The 17,532-nt window shown below is 43.7% G+C and carries 16 protein-coding genes; 12 read left to right on the top strand and 4 right to left on the bottom strand.

Features of this window, described 5'->3' with window-relative positions; genetic code table 11:
- Positions 1–135: 135 nt before the first annotated feature.
- Positions 136–1,866, top strand: coding sequence for a D-lactate dehydrogenase (gene dld / locus WDV75_RS12850; protein ID WP_273560037.1), 1,731 nt, complete (start codon positions 136–138; stop codon positions 1,864–1,866).
- A 152-nt stretch (positions 1,867–2,018) separates the two neighbouring features.
- On the opposite strand, the gene sbcB is transcribed toward dld, so the two are convergent.
- Positions 2,019–3,449: an exodeoxyribonuclease I gene (gene sbcB / locus WDV75_RS12845; RefSeq protein ID WP_273560035.1), complete on the bottom strand. Its 1,431-nt coding sequence runs from the start codon at positions 3,447–3,449 to the stop codon at positions 2,019–2,021.
- A gap of 361 nt (positions 3,450–3,810) precedes the next feature.
- On the opposite strand from sbcB, the gene tmaR reads away from it, so the two are divergent.
- Entirely contained in the window at positions 3,811–4,131 is a 321-nt protein-coding gene (gene tmaR, locus WDV75_RS12840; protein WP_273560033.1) for a PTS system regulator TmaR, read from the top strand.
- Positions 4,132–4,184: 53 nt separating this feature from the next.
- Here tmaR and WDV75_RS12835 read toward each other — a convergent pair whose 3' ends face one another.
- Positions 4,185–4,817 carry an NAD(P)-binding oxidoreductase gene (locus WDV75_RS12835; protein WP_273560031.1) on the bottom strand — a complete coding sequence of 211 codons (633 nt, stop codon included), beginning with the start codon at positions 4,815–4,817 and terminating at the stop codon, positions 4,185–4,187.
- 170 nt (positions 4,818–4,987) lie between these two features.
- Complete coding sequence (gene rne / locus WDV75_RS12830) at positions 4,988–8,224, bottom strand: ribonuclease E (RefSeq protein ID WP_273560029.1); 3,237 nt, start codon at positions 8,222–8,224, stop codon at positions 4,988–4,990.
- A 556-nt stretch (positions 8,225–8,780) separates the two neighbouring features.
- On the opposite strand from rne, the gene rluC reads away from it, so the two are divergent.
- Positions 8,781–9,737 carry a 23S rRNA pseudouridine(955/2504/2580) synthase RluC gene (gene rluC, locus WDV75_RS12825; protein ID WP_273560028.1) on the top strand — a complete coding sequence of 319 codons (957 nt, stop codon included), beginning with the start codon at positions 8,781–8,783 and terminating at the stop codon, positions 9,735–9,737.
- On the opposite strand, the gene WDV75_RS12820 is transcribed toward rluC, so the two are convergent.
- Positions 9,734–10,324 (bottom strand): Maf family protein, encoded by a 591-nt coding sequence (locus tag WDV75_RS12820; protein ID WP_273560026.1) that lies wholly within the window; start codon positions 10,322–10,324, stop codon positions 9,734–9,736. The two genes, rluC and WDV75_RS12820, sit on opposite strands and share 4 nt — an antisense overlap.
- Positions 10,325–10,469: 145 nt before the next feature.
- On the opposite strand from WDV75_RS12820, the gene yceD reads away from it, so the two are divergent.
- From yceD to pabC, 9 genes are all read left to right on the top strand, one after another.
- Positions 10,470–10,994, top strand: coding sequence for a 23S rRNA accumulation protein YceD (yceD, locus tag WDV75_RS12815; protein WP_273560024.1), 525 nt, complete (start codon positions 10,470–10,472; stop codon positions 10,992–10,994).
- Between the two features lie 12 nt (positions 10,995–11,006).
- The gene (gene rpmF, locus WDV75_RS12810; RefSeq protein ID WP_004253223.1) at positions 11,007–11,177 is read left to right on the top strand and encodes a 50S ribosomal protein L32; all 171 of its coding nucleotides are present in this window, start codon (positions 11,007–11,009) and stop codon (positions 11,175–11,177) included.
- 29 nt (positions 11,178–11,206) lie between these two features.
- Positions 11,207–12,259 (top strand): phosphate acyltransferase PlsX, encoded by a 1,053-nt coding sequence (plsX, locus tag WDV75_RS12805; RefSeq protein WP_273560022.1) that lies wholly within the window; start codon positions 11,207–11,209, stop codon positions 12,257–12,259.
- A 6-nt stretch (positions 12,260–12,265) separates the two neighbouring features.
- On the top strand, positions 12,266–13,219 hold the full coding sequence (locus tag WDV75_RS12800) for a beta-ketoacyl-ACP synthase III (protein ID WP_273560020.1): 954 nt from the start codon (positions 12,266–12,268) through the stop codon (positions 13,217–13,219).
- Positions 13,220–13,237: 18 nt separating this feature from the next.
- The gene (gene fabD / locus WDV75_RS12795; protein WP_273560018.1) at positions 13,238–14,167 is read left to right on the top strand and encodes an ACP S-malonyltransferase; all 930 of its coding nucleotides are present in this window, start codon (positions 13,238–13,240) and stop codon (positions 14,165–14,167) included.
- Between the two features lie 11 nt (positions 14,168–14,178).
- On the top strand, positions 14,179–14,913 hold the full coding sequence (fabG, locus tag WDV75_RS12790; RefSeq protein WP_189758233.1) for a 3-oxoacyl-ACP reductase FabG: 735 nt from the start codon (positions 14,179–14,181) through the stop codon (positions 14,911–14,913).
- 150 nt (positions 14,914–15,063) lie between these two features.
- Entirely contained in the window at positions 15,064–15,300 is a 237-nt protein-coding gene (gene acpP / locus WDV75_RS12785) for an acyl carrier protein (protein ID WP_012989255.1), read from the top strand.
- Between the two features lie 74 nt (positions 15,301–15,374).
- Complete coding sequence (fabF, locus tag WDV75_RS12780; RefSeq protein WP_189758234.1) at positions 15,375–16,616, top strand: beta-ketoacyl-ACP synthase II; 1,242 nt, start codon at positions 15,375–15,377, stop codon at positions 16,614–16,616.
- Positions 16,617–16,684: 68 nt separating this feature from the next.
- Positions 16,685–17,512, top strand: a complete 828-nt coding sequence (gene pabC / locus WDV75_RS12775; RefSeq protein ID WP_273560015.1) for an aminodeoxychorismate lyase — start codon at positions 16,685–16,687, stop codon at positions 17,510–17,512.
- The last annotated feature ends 20 nt before the right edge of the window (positions 17,513–17,532 follow it).

The following is a 17,532-nucleotide window of genomic DNA, read 5'->3' as shown; positions in this document are numbered from 1 at the left end:
TTTTTTATCTGGAATAACAAAAGAGAGCATAAATCATACAAATCTTACCAAAAAGCATCATATAATAACAAAATTTGCCGTGTCTGATTTCACTAAGAGCCTGTTTGTTTGGCTCAAATAAGGTAAGAGACGATTATGAATGATGCCAAAAATCCCCAAAATCAGCGATTAATTGCCACTCTCACGAATATTGTTGGATTTTCTCATATTCTCACTGAACCTCGAAAAACAGAACGTTACCGCAAAGGCTTTCGTTCTGGACAAGGGGATGCCCTTGCCGTTGTATTTCCGGGTTCATTATTAGAGCAGTGGAAAGTATTTAAAACCTGTGTTGAGGCCGACAAAATTATTTTGATGCAAGCAGCCAATACTGGATTAACGGAAGGATCTACACCGAGTGGCAATGATTATGATCGCGATATCATTATTATTAGTACATTACGAATGGATAAAATTCAGGTTCTTCCATCAACAAATCAAGTTATTGCATTTCCTGGTAGTACATTGTGGCATTTAGAAAAAGTATTAAAGCCATTAGGACGCGAACCACACTCAGTTATCGGCTCGTCTTGTATTGGTGCATCCGTTATTGGGGGAATTTGCAATAACTCAGGGGGATCTTTGGTTCAACGTGGGCCAGCTTATACTGAAATGGCTCTATATGGCAGGGTTAATGAGCAGGGAGAAGCTGAACTGGTTAACCATTTGGGAATATCGTTGGGTGATCAACCGGAAGATATTCTGACTTGTCTGGAAGAGCAACGTTATCGAACCGAAGATATTCAGCATAGTGACAGAGTCGCTTCTGATCATGAATACTCACAGCGTGTGCGGGATGTCGATGCAGACACAGCATCACGGTTTAATGCTGATGAGCGCAGGCTGTTTGAAGCTTCTGGTTGTGCGGGTAAGTTGGTTGTTTTTGCTGTTCGACTTGATACTTTTCCGGCAGAACCATCTTCACAGGTTTTTTATATCGGCACTAACCAACCCGAAGTGTTGACAGAATTACGGCGTCATATTCTATCAAACTTTCAGTATTTGCCAGTCGCGGGCGAGTATATGCATCGGGATATCTTTGATATCGCAGAAGTATATGGAAAAGACACCTTTGTTATGATTGATAAACTAGGCACAGATAAAATGCCAATGTTTTTTGATTTGAAAGGACGGATGGACACTATTTTGGGTAAGGTGCCATTTTTACCCGCACATTTAACAGATCGTGTCATGCAGGGATTGAGTCGTTTATTACCCTCCCATTTACCGACTCGCTTGAAAGAATACCGAAATCGTTTTGAACATCACTTAATGCTGAAAATGTCAGGTGAAGGTATAAAAGAGGCGAATGAATGGCTGGAAAATTACTTTACGCAGGCGGATGGAGCGTATTTTGCTTGTACTCCAGAAGAAGGGGCGAAGGCATTCTTACATCGTTTTGCAGCTGCAGGAGCCGCTATTCGTTACCAGGCTGTTCACAGCGATGAAGTGGAAGATATTTTAGCATTGGATATTGCTTTGCGGCGTAATGATCGTGAATGGCTTGAAGCTTTGCCAGCCGAAATCAATGAAGCATTAGTCCATCGGCTATATTACGGGCACTTTATGTGCTATGTATTCCATCAGGACTATATTGTCAAAAAGGGGACAGATATCCATGCATTGAAAACAAAAATGCTGGAAATTTTGCATCAGCGTGGCGCTGAATACCCTGCCGAACATAACGTTGGTCACTTGTATAAAGCTAAACCACAGCTCAAGCATTTCTATCAAGCGATTGATCCAACTAATGCCTTAAATCCGGGAATTGGGAAAACCTCCAAGCTGAAAAATTGGGGGATTACCACAGGGCGTTCACATGATTAGTGTATTTTGCTGATGGAGTAAAAGTAGAAAAAGACAACACTTTGGTGTTTGTCTTTTTCTTTATCAATATCTATTGGGTAGCTGTATATACGCATTAAACTTCAAGTTGTAATTTACCACACACATCTTGAAGTTAGATTGGTATAAAGGTTTTATCCGGCTATTTGGATTGCATAATCAACCAGTGCTTTTAACTGGCGACACTTTTCTTCATCAGATTGATATTCAATAAAAAGTTCTTCAATGACTGCAAGATATTGGCTGATGTTTTCCTGGGTTAATGTATCCTGCCGATGACGTAACCAACGTTGTTGCTCGTCATAATCCAATGTCGCTGGATAGTTTCTCGCACGATAGCGGAATAACAACGGTGTAATGCGGGCATCCTGGAATGTTAAATCCAAGGCAGGCAAGTTTTGGGGAGACGTTTCTCGGATGATTTCCATTGCCGTTTTGTCGGCATCGCTGAAAAAGCCGCTATAGAGCTTAGTATCGACATTATCAGATTCTGGAAACGCTTCTGGATGAGAAAACAGTTCAACGACTTTCTCCCTGATTTGCGGATTTTTGCGCAAGATAGCCAGATTTTGCTCACATTGGTTGCGATCTAATCCCACTCGCTCTGCATCTTTTGGCCGCAAGGTATTTTCTGGCGCAATGATTGGGCATTTATTAATGTGTACAAGTTTAATAGGGACTGGGCTTTGATCTGGTTGTAATTCGTCCCGTCGGGTATACAAGCGCTCGCGTAATTCATTTGCGCTGAGTTCCAAAAGTGGGGTGATATCACCAGCCAGATCGCACATGATAACCGCATTACGGTTACTTGGATGCCACGCCAAAGGAGCGACAAGGCTAACATTGCTGCGCAGAACCCCAAACATGCCAGATACATGAACCAGAGGCTTCATTTGAGGGATATCAATTTGATGACTGACTTTCTGTTTATTTCTTAACTGGAAAAAATAATCAAACAATTTAGGTTGAGCTTTTTTCACCAGCTTTGCCATTGCGATAGTGGCATAAACATCGGACATGGCATCATGGGCATGAGTATGCTCAACGCCATTGGCTTTTGTCAGATGCTCTAATTTGAAACTGGGTAACCCATCTTCATTATCCGGCCAGACAATGCCTTCTGGCCGCAAGGCATAGCAGGCACGTAATACGTCGAGTAAATCCCAGCGAGAGTTGCCTTTTTGCCAGCTATAGGCGTAAGGATCGTAAAAGTTACGATAAAAGATATTTCGGCTGACTTCGTCATCAAAACGAATGTTGTTATACCCAAGAATACATGTATTGGGTTTGCTGAATGCTTCATGGATTTGTCGGGCAAATTGGGCCTCATTAACGCCTTTTTTCAATGCCAACTGGGGAGTAATTCCTGTGATCATAACAGCTTCAGGATCGGGAAGATAATCGTCAGCGGGAGCACAATACACCACCAAAGGTTCTTCAATGATATTGAAATCACTGTCAGTGCGAACTCCTGCAAATTGTGCGGGGCGATCTAAGGCCGGATGTTTACCAAAGGTTTCATAATCATGAAAGTAGAAACTTTGGTTTTCTTTACTGGTATTCAAGGTTGTGTATTCTCCGTTATCGCCAATTTAATTACGACTAATCAATAAATTAAGTTTCCATTGGTGTCACATTTATCTCGTTCACACCAAAAACGATTATTCTCGATGACGTTAAATTACGTTGTCATACATGGTAAACCATAACAAGATTTGAGCGAAGTAGTTCGTATGGCTATCCAAACTCAAACTTACCGTGGCAGTAGTGGTTATTGTTCGGGAAAAGGAATTTGATTAAGAAATGTGTATCTGAAAGGGAGTTTGTATCAATAAATTGTTGAAACTGACTTGTCTATGCGCCACTTGAAATTGTATTGTGTAGTTAGCATAAGAAATTATCGGTCTGATTAAAAAGGTGTAAAAAATGGACAACACAAATAAACCAACATTCCAAAATGTACTGGAGTTTGTGCGTATATTTCGGCGTAAAAATAAATTACAGCGCGAAATTGTAGATAACGAGAAAAAGATCCGAGATAACCAAAAACGTGTACTTCTGCTTGATAACCTGAGTGACTACATAAAGCCAGGAATGTCGATTGAAGATATTCAAGGCATTATTGCTCATATGCGCAGTGATTATGAAGAGCGTGTTGATGAATATATCATCAAAAATGCCGAGTTATCTAAAGAACGCCGTGAGTTATCCAAAAAACTTAAGACAATGGATGGTGGAGTTAAGTAGTTTTAGTTGTTTGAACAAAGTGATAGACCACGCCTTATGGCGTGGTTGTTTTTTTAGTTTGAGTTCCAATGTGGTTTGAGTTCAGGATCAATTAAGGCATAGGTTTGATAGTAAGTTCGTTCATCTTCGGCCATTTGTGCTAATTGTTTTGCTACATCTTCTCGGCTTACCATGCCATGAACTTCCTCTTGATAACGTTTGCAATGTCCAGTGCCAGGTTGATCGGTAAGACCACCGGGACGGATAATTGTAAAATTCAGTGTGCTGGTTTGCAGGTAACTTTCAGCCAATGACTTGTGTCTGACAGATTGCCCGAATAATGATTTAGCCCGTGCTGATAATGTCTTCCAACTTTCACCACACCCAATGGATGTCACCAATAACATGCGAGAAATTTGGGCTTGTTCCAATGCATCTATTATTGCCATGTTTCCATGATGATCAGCATTGCCTCCGCCAATTGTTGAGAAAACAACGGGATTTTCTCCCGCCTGCGCAATCGCTTTTTCTATACTGTCTCTGTCACAAGCGTCGCCGAGTATTACAGTAACGCCTGCCGCGCTGAGTTCTGCAGCTTGTTGTGCATTACGAATTAAGGCTGTGACAGGGCGGTTTTGTTTTAGCGCAATAGTGACCAAATGGCGTCCAACACCTTTTCCAGCACCAAAAATCAACCAGGGTTTCATAGACGGGAAGCTCTCCATAAAATTAACCATCTTAAATGATAATAATAACCATCCAAGTTTATTGGAATCGATGATTGAAAGGAATGAGGGTAATTCATTTTTGTTGTAGGTAAGGTAAAAAAATGGCTCCCAATCCAGAGGAGCCATTTAACTCAAATCACAGTATCCAATTATTCGAATGGCTGTGGTTTAGACATAGCAGAAGTTGCAATACTGGTTGCAGAATGTCCACCCGCACCACCTTTACCTTTGAATGGATAAGCAGGGCGTTGCCATTCAGTGATAATCACAGGTTGGGTCATCATGTCCGGTGCTGGCGCCTTCATCATTGGGGAGTAAGCGTGATGATTTTTTTCCACGATAATCGAAGACTCAACAACTGTTTTCTTTTCCGCTTTAACTTCTTCTGCCTTAAGGCACATTTCCGTTGCGACAGTTGGCTGTTCTTCATGGTGTTCCTGTTTAACAATCGACGTCATAATGATGGGTTCTACCGTATGGCGCATTTTTTCAGCTTCATGTGGAACTAGGATATGTGGCTCTTCATTCCCTAAAATTTCTGACCACTGTTTTTCACCATGATTGATGACAGCTTCCACGTTTGCTGGTTCCGAAACGTTAGGTCTTTCTAATTCCGGTTCTAGTGGTGTAGCAATGGAAACGCTATCAACAACAAGTTTCACCTTGTCATCATGAGTGAGGCTGTCTTGTTGTTCTGCTATTTCGACGTGAGGTACTGTTGTCGTTGGTGCTGATTCTGTGATTGATGGCACCAGAATAACTTTTTCCTGTTGTACAGGTAGTGTTTTTTCTTCAACCGTTTCATTAATCACATCAACAGAAGCAAGGATTTCAGGTTCAGTCATAGTCACAGGTGCAACAGGATAACGAACCCATACTTTGCCTGATGCCAGTTCTGGCGATACGACAGCCATGTTCAATGGTACTGGTGATTGAGACAGATTACGTTCATCACGGTAGCGGCGACGACGCTGACCACTGACACGCAAGTGGCGTGGGGAGCGGCGGGAACGACGCGGCATGATGTTGTCTTGCTGCTCATTATTTGGTTGTGAAACGGCGGCTTGTGGTGCAGAGTTTTGTGAATCTGCATTTTGCGGCATTTCAGGTTGGTTAGCGGCTTCAACATGGGTATCAATAACGGCCGGTACAGACGCTTTTGTCTCTTTATGAGCGTTTTCTGATACAGATTCAGGCATCACAGCAGGTAAGGCTACAATGTTAGTTTCTGGTTTCAGTTCGTCAGTGATTCGTACTTTTTGCTCAAGCTGGCGGCGCTGACGGCGAGGCATGACTGGCTGACGCTCTTCAACTTCTTCTTCGACAATGTCAGGTCGATTGATGGTCTGCTGAGCCTGTTGCTGCCGTTTTTCTTCCTGACGACGACGTTGACGTTCGGCACGTTGTTCACGGCGTTGTTGCTGCTGTGCTTCACGCGCTTCGTTATCCAGCACAGTGCTATCCTGAACATTGTTTTTCTGCTGGGTATTACGCCCTTTACGCTGTTCATCACGTTCACGGTTATTACGTGCTTCACTTTCGCGACGTTGATTCTGACGGCGTGGGTTGCGACGTTCTGATGAGCGGCGATTATCATTGCCAGCCGGTTTTTTGCCCTTTTCTTGGGTTTGTTTCTCTTCTTCACCACTGAACATTTTTTTCAGGGCACTGAAGAATCGGCTGAACAAGCCTGGTTTTTCTGTTTGTTGCGGGTTATTAGCGACTACTTTTTTCTCTTTTGTTTTTACTTTTGCTGTTGCCGGTGCAGCGGCTTCTGCTGCTGGCAGATCAAAAGTTGAAATGGCCGGTTGCTCTGGACGTTTGCGTTCATGCTGGGCATCGTCTTGAACATTTGTCATTTCCGCTTCATGCAGCTGTGGCAGCAAATAACTTAAAGTTGAAATTTCTTCGCCTTTACGTACACGTAGGACAGAGAAATGTGGCGTTTGCATTTGATCATTTGGAACAATGACAACACCCACACCACCTTGACGATGCTCAATATCGCTGACTGCCCGCCGTTTTTCATTCAGTAAGTAAGAAGCGATCTGTACAGGGACAATGGCATGAACCTGATGTGTGTTTTCTTTCAGTGCTTCTTCTTCGATTAAACGTAGAATTGACAGGGACAGTGATTCATTATCACGAATAGTTCCGGTGCCGCTACAACGCGGGCAGACATGGTGGCTGGATTCACCCAGAGATGGGCTTAAACGCTGGCGCGACATCTCCAGTAAGCCAAAGCGGGAAATTCGGCCAATTTGAATACGAGCGCGATCTTGTCGCACAGCGTCACGCAGCCGGTTTTCAACTTCACGTTGGTGACGCACTGGTGTCATATCAATGAAATCGATAACAATAAGACCACCGAGGTCACGCAGACGCAATTGGCGTGCAATTTCGTCAGCTGCTTCCAGGTTGGTATTAAATGCCGTTTCTTCAATATCACCACCACGAGTTGAACGAGATGAGTTGATATCGATAGCCGTTAAAGCTTCCGTCGTATCAATGACCACAGAGCCGCCGGAAGGTAACCGAACTTCACGCTGGAAGGCCGATTCGATTTGCGATTCTATTTGATAATGGCTAAACAGCGGGACTTCACCACTGTACAGTTTGATTTTACTGGCAAAATCAGGGCGTCCCAGTGCAGTGATATGCTGGCGTGCCAAATCAAGGATTTTAGGGTTGTCAATCAAGATTTCCCCAATATCTGGGCGCAGATAATCACGGAATGCGCGCACGATAACATTGCTTTCCTGGTGGATCAGGAAGGGGGCGGGATGACTGTCGGCGGCTTTTTTGATGGCTTCCCAATGTCTCAGGCGGAAGTTCAAGTCACCCTGCAAAGCTTCAGCCGATTTACCTACACCGGCGGTGCGAACGATAAGCCCCATACCCTCTGGAACTTCAAGAGAAGAAAGCGCTTCTTTTAATTCGATGCGATCATCACCCTCAATGCGGCGAGAAATTCCACCTGCCCTTGGGTTATTCGGCATCAGGACTAAATAACTGCCAGCCAAACTAATAAAGGTTGTTAAAGCTGCCCCTTTGTTACCTCGTTCTTCTTTATCAACCTGAACGATAACTTCCTGGCCTTCTTTAAGGATATCCTTAATGTTAGGGCGTCCATGGGAGTGATAATTACTTGGAAAATATTCGCGAGCAATTTCTTTTATGGGAAGGAAACCATGACGTTCTGCTCCGTAATCAACAAAAGCAGCTTCCAGGCTAGGTTCAATTCGGGTAATTTTCCCTTTATATATATTTGCCTTTTTCTGCTCGTGTCCAGGGCTTTCAATATCCAAATCATAAAGACGTTGCCCATCAACAAGGGCAACACGCAACTCTTCCTGTTGGGTTGCGTTGATTAACATTCTTTTCATTCTAACTTACTCATTATTTTTTACATGAATATAGAGCTGCGAGTAAAAAAAGAGGCGAGCTACTAGTTACCGATGACCTCGTGTCTTTTACAAAACCGCCAGCCTCACGGCTATCGTTTGTATAGAGGCGCCTATTTGTCGGCGAGTCTGAATTTCATTTGAACACAGTACTCTTTATTGGGATGCTGTAATAAATAGGTACAGATTTTGCCCAATCCAGTAAGCTGCCACCCGCAGCCCATAAATTATTTGATCGAACATTACGTCTTATGCCATTGCTGCGTTTTTGCTCGATCAAACAGATAACAAACAATTTTAATCTTGCCATTCATAGTTTAGTAAACTGTGGCCAGAAAGCATTATTCCATTGCTATTGGGGTGATAGCAAGGTGACTTTATCGCTTTACGCTTTTTTTATTAGGAAATAGTGATAAGTTGTTAATATTTAGTCTTTATCCTAAGTCATCTGAAACAATGAAGTAAGAAAAATGGCTGTTATTTAGACATAGTTAAAAATGAGTGGCGCTCTGTTGGTTGGATTATTAGAATCTTGACCATGAAAACAGATAATCAAATTGTACAGTTTGTCACAGTTGATGACGAATATGCCGGTCAGCGAATTGATAACTTTTTGCTGGCCCGTTTAAAAGGTGTACCTAAGAGCCTGATCTATCGGATCTTGCGTAAAGGTGAAGTGCGAGTCAACAAAGGAAGAATCAAGCCTGAATATAAATTGATAGCAGGTGATGTCATCAGAATCCCACCGATTAGAGTTGCAGAAAAACAAGAAACGCCTGTATCTGTTAAGTTGGATAAGGTTGCTGCTTTGGCGGAATGTATCTTGTATGAAGATGACCATATTTTAGTCATCAACAAACCCTCAGGAACCGCAGTGCATGGGGGCAGTGGTCTGAGTTTTGGTGTGATAGAAGGGTTACGAGCTTTACGTCCTGAAGCCCGTTTTCTTGAACTGGTGCATCGGCTTGACCGCGATACATCCGGTATTTTGTTGATTGCGAAAAAACGTTCTGCATTGCGGGCCTTGCACGAGCAATTACGCCTGAAACAGATGCAAAAAGACTACTTGGCACTAGTGCGTGGACAATGGCAATCCCATTGTAAAGTCGTAGAAGCACCTTTGTTAAAAAATATCCTGCAAAGTGGGGAAAGGGTGGTTAAAGTCAGTAGAGAAGGCAAACCGTCTGAAACACGTTTTAAAGTTGAAGAACGGTATGCGTTTGCGACATTGGTGCGAGCAAGCCCAGTGACAGGGCGGACTCATCAGATCCGAGTGCACACTTTACACGCTGGCCATCCCATTGCGTTTGATGATCGCTATGGTGACAGAACATTTGATGCTCAGCTGGCAGAAACAGGACTTAACCGCTTGTTCTTACATGCCAGCTCATTAAAGTTTACCCATCCATCCACGGGAGAAACGTTGCGTTTCGAAGCCCCAATGGATGATAGGTTGCGGAAATGTTTAAGAATATTGCGGCATAATAATCATTAAGGGCATACCGTCAGTGGGTTTATCCCCTGACGGATCAGCATTTCTGTCAACGTTATTAATGGTAAACCGATCAGTGTGTTTGGATCTTTGCCGTCAAGCTTTTCGAATAATGTAATTCCTAAGCCTTCGCTTTTAAAACTACCAGCACAATTGAAGGGTTTTTCTTTGTTTAGATAATAAATAATTTCTGTTTCTGTCAGGTCCCTGAAATAAACATGGAATAACTCATAACGAGTATCAACCACTTCTGTTTTGCTATTGAATAAGGTAATGCCAGTATAAAAAGTGACACATTTTCCACTGGCTTTTTTCAATTGTAAGAAAGCATTCTCAAAATTATGGGGTTTGCCGGTGACTTCGTCATCCAAAACACAAACTTGATCTGACGCTATAATGAGATGACCAGAATACTCCTGCTGTAAAGTGCGAGCTTTTGCCTGTGACAGCCGCATTACCAATTGTTTTGGACTTTCGTTTTCCAGCGGGCTTTCATCAATATTGGGAGAAGCACAGGTAAAAGGTAATCCCAGCTTTTCTAGCAATAGGCGGCGATATTCGGAAGTTGACGATAAAACAATCGGAAGCATCTTTTTTTCCATAAAATACGTAGAGAAATATTTGCAGGCATTTTAAACTATACGCCGCTTAATAAGCGAATATTTGACGGAAAGGCGCAGATGTGTGGCCTTTTTCTTTGACTATGTCTCATTACAAAGATAATATGCGCGCCTTATGCAAAAGGTAAAATTACCCCTGACCATCGATGTACTTCGAGCGGCCCAGAAAAGATTGGATTACTATGGTAGTTATTCTGCTGGGCAAGTTTCTCGTCTTGCAGAAATTGTGGTCAGTGTGGATGGTGATGTAGATAGCTCATTATCATTTGAAATTGATAAGCAGCGTCTGGCAGTCGTAAAAGGGCATTCCGAAGTGGATGTTACGCTTGCCTGTCAGCGCTGTGGCAGTAATTTCAGTCATCATGTTCACACAACGTATTGTTTTAGCCCGGTCGTCAATGATGAGCAGGCTGAGGCATTACCGGAAGAGTATGAGCCAATAAACGTTAACGAATTTGGCGAAATAGATTTGCTGGCAATGATTGAAGATGAAATAATTCTATCTCTGCCGGTAGTTCCGGTACATGATTCTGAACACTGTGAAGTGTCCGACGCGGACATGGTGTTTGGTACGCTGCCTCCTGAAGCAGAAAAACCAAACCCGTTTGCCGTATTAGCCAGTTTAAAGAAAAGTACTTAAGGAGTAAGGTCAATGGCCGTACAACAGAATAAACCAACTCGTTCTAAGCGTGGTATGCGTCGTTCTCATGACGCACTGACTGCAACACTTGTCTCTGTAGACAAAACTTCTGGTGAAACTCACCTGCGTCATCACGTGACTGCTGATGGCTACTACCGTGGCCGCAAGGTAATCAACAAGTAATTTCAGCTAACCATTAGCAAGTTGATATCTTGGCTAATCTAACCTTAGCGTTAGATGCTATGGGTGGGGATTTTGGTCCTCGCGTTACGGTGCCTGCTGCATTGCAGGCACTGGCATCTAATCCACAACTGAAGCTATTGTTGGTCGGCAATCCCGAAACCATCTTTCCTTTGCTTGCAAATCAAAATGCTGAGCTGCTTAGCCGTTTGCAAATTATTCCTGCGGAACATGTCGTTTCCAGCGATGCAAGGCCGTCTCAGGCCATCCGTTCCAGTCACGGTACTTCCATGCGTATAGCTCTGGACTTAGTTAAGTCGGGCGAAGCACAGGCTTGTGTCAGTGCAGGAAATACAGGGGCTTTGATGGGATTGGCGAAATTGATGCTGAAATCCATTGAAGGAATTGAACGGCCTGCATTGATGACGGTGATACCTAATCTAAAACAGCAGAAGACAGTTGTATTAGATTTAGGCGCTAACATTAATTGTAATAGCAGCATGTTAGTTCAGTTTGCGATTATGGGCGCTGTCATGGCGGAGTATGTTGCTGGTGTGGATAATCCACGTGTTGCGTTACTCAACATCGGGGAAGAGGAATCCAAAGGGCTGGATAATATCCGCGAAGCCGCTATAACCTTGCGTAATATCCCAACGATTAATTATATCGGGTATGTGGAAGGAAATGAGTTACTGACGGGAAAAACGGATGTGCTCGTATGTGACGGCTTCGCAGGTAATGTTACGCTGAAGACGATGGAAGGTGCGATCAGAGTGATCTTATCTCTGGTAAAGTCACCGGATGGTCAGCAAAAAAAATCATCTTGGTTGATGAAACTCTTCAAGATGAAGATAGTTAAAAAATGGTTACTAAGACAGGTAACTAAACGGTTCGGCCATCTAAACCCTGACCAGTATAACGGAGCAACGTTATTAGGCTTGCGTGGCATCGTCATAAAAAGTCACGGTGCTGCTAATGAACATGCTTTCAAGGCGGCTATCGATCAAGCTATTCAAGCTACAGAGAAGCAGGTTCCAGACAGAATCGCTGCCCGGCTGGATGCAGTATTACCCAAGAGTGAATAAACATAAATGTATACAAAGATCTTAGGTACGGGCAGTTATTTGCCTGCGCAGGTGCGTACTAACGCAGATTTAGAAAAAATGGTAGAGACGTCTGACGAGTGGATTGTTACTCGGACGGGCATTCGTGAACGCCGTATCGCGGCTGAAGATGAAAATGTTGCCATTTTGGGTTTCAAAGCTGCTGAAAAGGCCATTGAAATGGCGGGCATCGATAAAGCACAAATTGACTTAATCGTTGTTGCCACAACAAGCTCAACGCACGCCTTTCCAAGCGCAGCTTGCCAAATTCAGCAATTGCTGGGCCTTCCAGGTGTTGCGGCTTTTGACGTTGCAGCGGCATGTGCCGGCTTTACTTATGCGTTGAGTGTTGTCGATAAATTTATTAAAACGGGTGCGGCTAAACATGCACTGGTGATCGGTTCTGATATTATTTCAAGAGTTGTCGATCCTAAAGATCGCAGCACAGTGATTCTTTTCGGCGATGCAGCAGGAGCGATGGTCGTCGGGGCTTCAGAGGAACCAGGTATCTTATCTACTCATCTTCATGCTGATGGCCGTTATGGTGATTTACTGTCATTGCCTCATCAAAGCCGAGTAAAATGTGATATGCCAGAATATGTCACTATGGCTGGTAATGAAGTCTTTAAAGTTGCCGTGCGTGAATTAGCTAATATTGTTGATGAAACTTTAGAAGCTAACAATCTGCCTCACTCGCAGCTTGATTGGTTGGTTCCTCATCAAGCGAATTTGCGTATCATTGCGGCAACAGCCAAGAAATTAGATATGACAATGGATAAGGTGGTTGTGACTTTGGATCGTCATGGCAACACCTCGGCCGCATCTATTCCGACTGCATTCGATGAAGCGGTGCGTGATGGAAGGATCCAACGCGGCCAACTTATTTTACTTGAAGCATTTGGCGGTGGCTTTACCTGGGGCTCAGCGCTGGTACGTTTTTAATTTAACAGGAAAATAAACATGTCTGATTTTGCAATGGTGTTTCCCGGTCAAGGTTCTCAATCTCTGGGTATGTTGGCTGATTTAGCCGCAGAATTTCCATTGGTTGAGCAAACGTTCGCAGAGGCTTCTGCGGTTTTGGGATATGATTTATGGGCCTTGGTTCAGCAAGGACCTATAGAAGAACTAAATAAAACCTGGAAAACGCAACCTGCATTGCTGGCAGCTTCAGTAGCGATTTGGCGTGTATGGCAGGAAAAAGGTGGTAAAGTACCTTCCATAATGGCAGGGCATAGCCTTGGCGAATATTCTGCACTGGTCTGTGCTGGCGTGATTGATTTCCAGCAAGCTATTAAACTTGTCGAATTGCGTGGGAAGTTGATGCAAGAAGCGGTACCAGAAGGGCAGGGAGCCATGTATGCCATTATTGGTTTAGATAATGACTCCATTACAAAGGCGTGTGAAGAGTCAGCGCAAGGTCAGATTGTTTCACCGGTTAATTTTAATTCACCTGGGCAGGTGGTTATCGCAGGTGAAAAAGAGGCTGTAGAGCGTGCGGGAGCGGCGTGTAAAGCGGCAGGTGCAAAACGAGCCTTGCCATTATCCGTTAGTGTGCCTTCGCATTGTGCATTGATGAAACCCGCAGCCGAGCAACTGGCAGCGGCATTGCAAGATGTTGAATTTAACCAGCCGCAATTCCCTGTCGTGAATAACGTCGATGTAAAAGTAGAAAAATCTGCTGATGCTATTCGGGACGCATTGGTTCGTCAGTTGTATAATCCTGTACGCTGGACAGAGTCAGTAGAATATATTGCAGAGCTTGGGGTTGAACAATTGCTGGAAGTCGGGCCAGGTAAAGTCCTCACCGGGTTAACGAAACGTATTGTTGATACTTTAAGTGCTGTAGCAGTAAATGATGTATCATCACTCACAGTTGCTCTGAACAAATAACTGGGGAAAACATGAGCTTTGATGGAAAAATTGCACTGGTCACTGGCGCGAGCCGTGGTATAGGTCGCGCGATTGCAGAATTATTGGTTGAACGTGGTGCACGTGTTGTTGGCACCGCAACCAGTGAGAAGGGAGCTGAAGCAATCAGTGCCTTCCTGGGTGATAAGGGCAAAGGTTTTGTACTAAATGTCACAGATTCAGAATCCATTGAAAATGCACTATCGAATATTCGTGCTGAATTTGGTGAAATAGACATTTTAGTTAATAATGCAGGCATCACTCGTGATAACTTGTTGATGCGCATGAAAGATGATGAGTGGCAAGATATTATTGACACGAATCTTTCTTCGATTTTTCGTCTGTCAAAAGCAGTAATGCGCTCTATGATGAAAAAACGTTATGGACGTATTATTTCCATTGGCTCTGTTGTTGGAACAATGGGAAATGCGGGGCAGGCGAATTACGCGGCAGCGAAAGCAGGAGTTATTGGTTTTAGTAAATCATTGGCTCGTGAAGTCGCTTCCCGTGGCATCACTGTTAACGTTGTTGCACCTGGTTTTATCGAAACGGATATGACCAGAGCGTTGACAGACGAACAACGTGCAGGCATTGCTGCTGGAATACCTGCTAATCGTCTTGGTGATGCAAAGGAAATTGCCAGTGCTGTAGCGTTTCTTGCTTCTGACGAGGCCGCTTACATCACGGGTGAAACATTGCATGTCAATGGTGGCATGTACATGATCTAAAAATGAGCGAACCTACTGTTTTTGATGTGTTTTTTATACAAAAAAAGCAGATTGTGGTTCGACCAGCCGGGATTTGGTTGCATCTTTTCCTGTATTTTATAAACTACGAAAACCATCGCAAAAGCGAGTTTTGATAGGAAATTTAATAGTATGAGCACTATCGACGAACGCGTTAAGAAAATCATCGTTGAACAACTGGGTGTTAAAGAGGAAGAAGTTGTGAACACAGCTTCATTTGTTGATGACTTGGGCGCTGATTCTCTTGACACAGTTGAACTGGTAATGGCTCTGGAAGAAGAGTTCGATATCGAGATCCCAGACGAAGAAGCTGAAAAAATCACTACAGTTCAAGCTGCTATTGACTACGTTGAAAACGCAGGTAAATAAGCACACATGCCTAGGCGGTCGTTCGACCGCCTATGTTTTTCGTCTCAAATTTTTTCCCTCCCTGGAGGATAACCGTGTCTAAGCGTCGAGTAGTCGTGACCGGACTAGGCATGTTATCTCCTGTCGGCAATACAGTAGCGTCTTCTTGGAATGCTGTTTGTGCCGGACAGAGTGGTATCGGCCTTATCGAACATTTTGATACCTCTAACCATGCAACGAAGTTTGCAGGTTTAGTGAAGAATTTTAATCATGAAGATTTCAATATTTCGCGCAAAGAAGCGCGGAAGATGGATCTCTTCATCCAGTATGGTATTGCTGCGGGCAAACAAGCTATTGAAGATGCAGGAATCGAAGTAACAGAAGCCAATGCTAGCCGCTTTGGTGCTGCTATTGGTTCTGGTATTGGTGGATTGGGTCTGATCGAAGAAAATCATAGTACACTGTTATCGGCAGGGCCTCGTAAGGTCAGCCCATTCTTTGTACCTTCGACCATCATCAATATGGTGGCGGGCCATTTGAGCATCCTTTATGGTCTTCGTGGTCCAAGCATTTCTATTGCAACTGCCTGTACATCTGGCGTACATAATATCGGCCATGCAGCTCGCATTATTGCCTATAATGATGCTGACATTATGCTGGCGGGCGGTGCAGAAAAAGCGAGCACTGAGTTTGGGGTTGCTGGGTTCGGTGCTGCACGTGCATTGTCAACGCGTAATGACGATCCTCAAGGTGCAAGTCGCCCTTGGGATAAAGATCGTGATGGCTTTGTTTTGGGCGATGGCGCAGGTATTGTCGTACTTGAAGAGTATGAGCACGCGAAAAAACGCGGCGCGAAAATCTATGCTGAAGTTGTTGGCTTTGGCATGAGCAGTGATGCTTACCACATGACATCACCTCCTGAAGATGGCGCAGGTGCTGCTTTAGCGATGCAAAATGCCCTGAAAGATGCGGGAATTTCACCAGAGCAAGTGGGTTACATCAATGCTCATGGTACTTCAACGCCAGTTGGTGATATTGCAGAAGCACGCGCAGTGGAGTCTGTTTTTGGGGAAGGCACTAAAGTATTGGTGAGTTCAACCAAATCAATGACAGGCCATTTGTTGGGTGCAGCGGGCGCGATTGAATCTATTTTCACTATTCTTTCTCTGCGTGATCAGATTATTCCTCCAACCATTAACTTGGAGAATCAGGATGAGAATTGTCGTCTGGATTTAGTTCCGGGTAAAGCGCGCAACGTTGAAGGGATGGAATACGCATTGTGTAACTCTTTTGGTTTCGGTGGCACCAATGGGTCATTGATTTTCCGTAAGATCTAAAATCACTTTGTGTTTATAAAAAGCCCCAACAAATGTTGGGGCTTTTTTATCAAAAATAAGAAGTTAACATGACGTATTGGATTAATGGGAATCAGTGCGATCATATACCTGTTAATGATCGTGCGGTGCAGTTTGGTGACGGCTGTTTTACCACAATAAGGGTTGAGCAAGGGATACCGGCTTTGCTACCTTTGCACATAAAACGGTTGCAGAAAGGTGTTGAAAAACTCTTTATGCCAGCACCGGATTGGTTCCAACTTGAGAACCATATTAAACAGGTCGTGAAAGGGTGTGATTCCGGTGTGTTGAAAATCATTCTTTCCAGAGGAACGGGGGGCCGTGGTTATGGCTTTGATGACACGGCTGAACCTACACAGATCTTATCTTTGAATTCATATCCTGAACGATATATTACTCAGCGTCAAAAAGGTGTGTCATTGACTCTTAGTCCCATTTCGATGGGAATTAATCCCTACCTGGCGGGTATTAAGCATTTAAATCGTTTGGAGCAGGTGTTGATCAAACGGTTCATTGAACAATCTGGAGCAGACGAAGCGCTGGTACTTGATAGTGATGGTTTATTAGTTGAATGCGGTGCGGCTAATATTTTCTGGCGAAAAGGAAAAAATGTTTATACACCTGATCTCAGCCAGAGTGGAGTGGAAGGGGTCATGCGCCGGAAGATCATCGAATTGTTGGCGAAAAGTGATTATAGCTTATCATGTGTTATGCGCTATCCTGAAGCTTTGGCCTATGCAGACGAAGTGATTATCTGTAATTCCTTAATGCCAGTATTGCCAGTAAGTCAAATTCAAGCGCATAAAAATCAACCGGCGTGGAAATATCAATCAAGAGAGTTGCATGAATATTTATTACCTGAATGTTTAAAACCTTAGCGAATCAGTATTCAGAAGTA

It is taken from the genome of Xenorhabdus griffiniae (assembly GCF_037265215.1).
Classification (GTDB): domain Bacteria; phylum Pseudomonadota; class Gammaproteobacteria; order Enterobacterales; family Enterobacteriaceae; genus Xenorhabdus; species Xenorhabdus griffiniae.
Note: the sequence above shows the minus strand (reverse complement) of the source record. Positions and strands in the feature narration are given on the sequence as shown.

Coding starts and splice junctions, on each gene's coding strand:
- tmaR (WP_273560033.1), top strand. CDS start 3,811: ATGGACAACACAAATAAACCAACATTCCAAAATGTACTGGAGTTTGTG.
- fabD (WP_273560018.1), top strand. CDS start 13,238: ATGTCTGATTTTGCAATGGTGTTTCCCGGTCAAGGTTCTCAATCTCTG.
- rpmF (WP_004253223.1), top strand. CDS start 11,007: ATGGCCGTACAACAGAATAAACCAACTCGTTCTAAGCGTGGTATGCGT.
- WDV75_RS12835 (WP_273560031.1), bottom strand. CDS start 4,817: ATGAAACCCTGGTTGATTTTTGGTGCTGGAAAAGGTGTTGGACGCCAT.
- WDV75_RS12820 (WP_273560026.1), bottom strand. CDS start 10,324: ATGCTTCCGATTGTTTTATCGTCAACTTCCGAATATCGCCGCCTATTG.
- rne (WP_273560029.1), bottom strand. CDS start 8,224: ATGAAAAGAATGTTAATCAACGCAACCCAACAGGAAGAGTTGCGTGTT.
- dld (WP_273560037.1), top strand. CDS start 136: ATGAATGATGCCAAAAATCCCCAAAATCAGCGATTAATTGCCACTCTC.
- yceD (WP_273560024.1), top strand. CDS start 10,470: ATGCAAAAGGTAAAATTACCCCTGACCATCGATGTACTTCGAGCGGCC.
- pabC (WP_273560015.1), top strand. CDS start 16,685: ATGACGTATTGGATTAATGGGAATCAGTGCGATCATATACCTGTTAAT.
- fabG (WP_189758233.1), top strand. CDS start 14,179: ATGAGCTTTGATGGAAAAATTGCACTGGTCACTGGCGCGAGCCGTGGT.
- acpP (WP_012989255.1), top strand. CDS start 15,064: ATGAGCACTATCGACGAACGCGTTAAGAAAATCATCGTTGAACAACTG.
- WDV75_RS12800 (WP_273560020.1), top strand. CDS start 12,266: ATGTATACAAAGATCTTAGGTACGGGCAGTTATTTGCCTGCGCAGGTG.
- rluC (WP_273560028.1), top strand. CDS start 8,781: ATGAAAACAGATAATCAAATTGTACAGTTTGTCACAGTTGATGACGAA.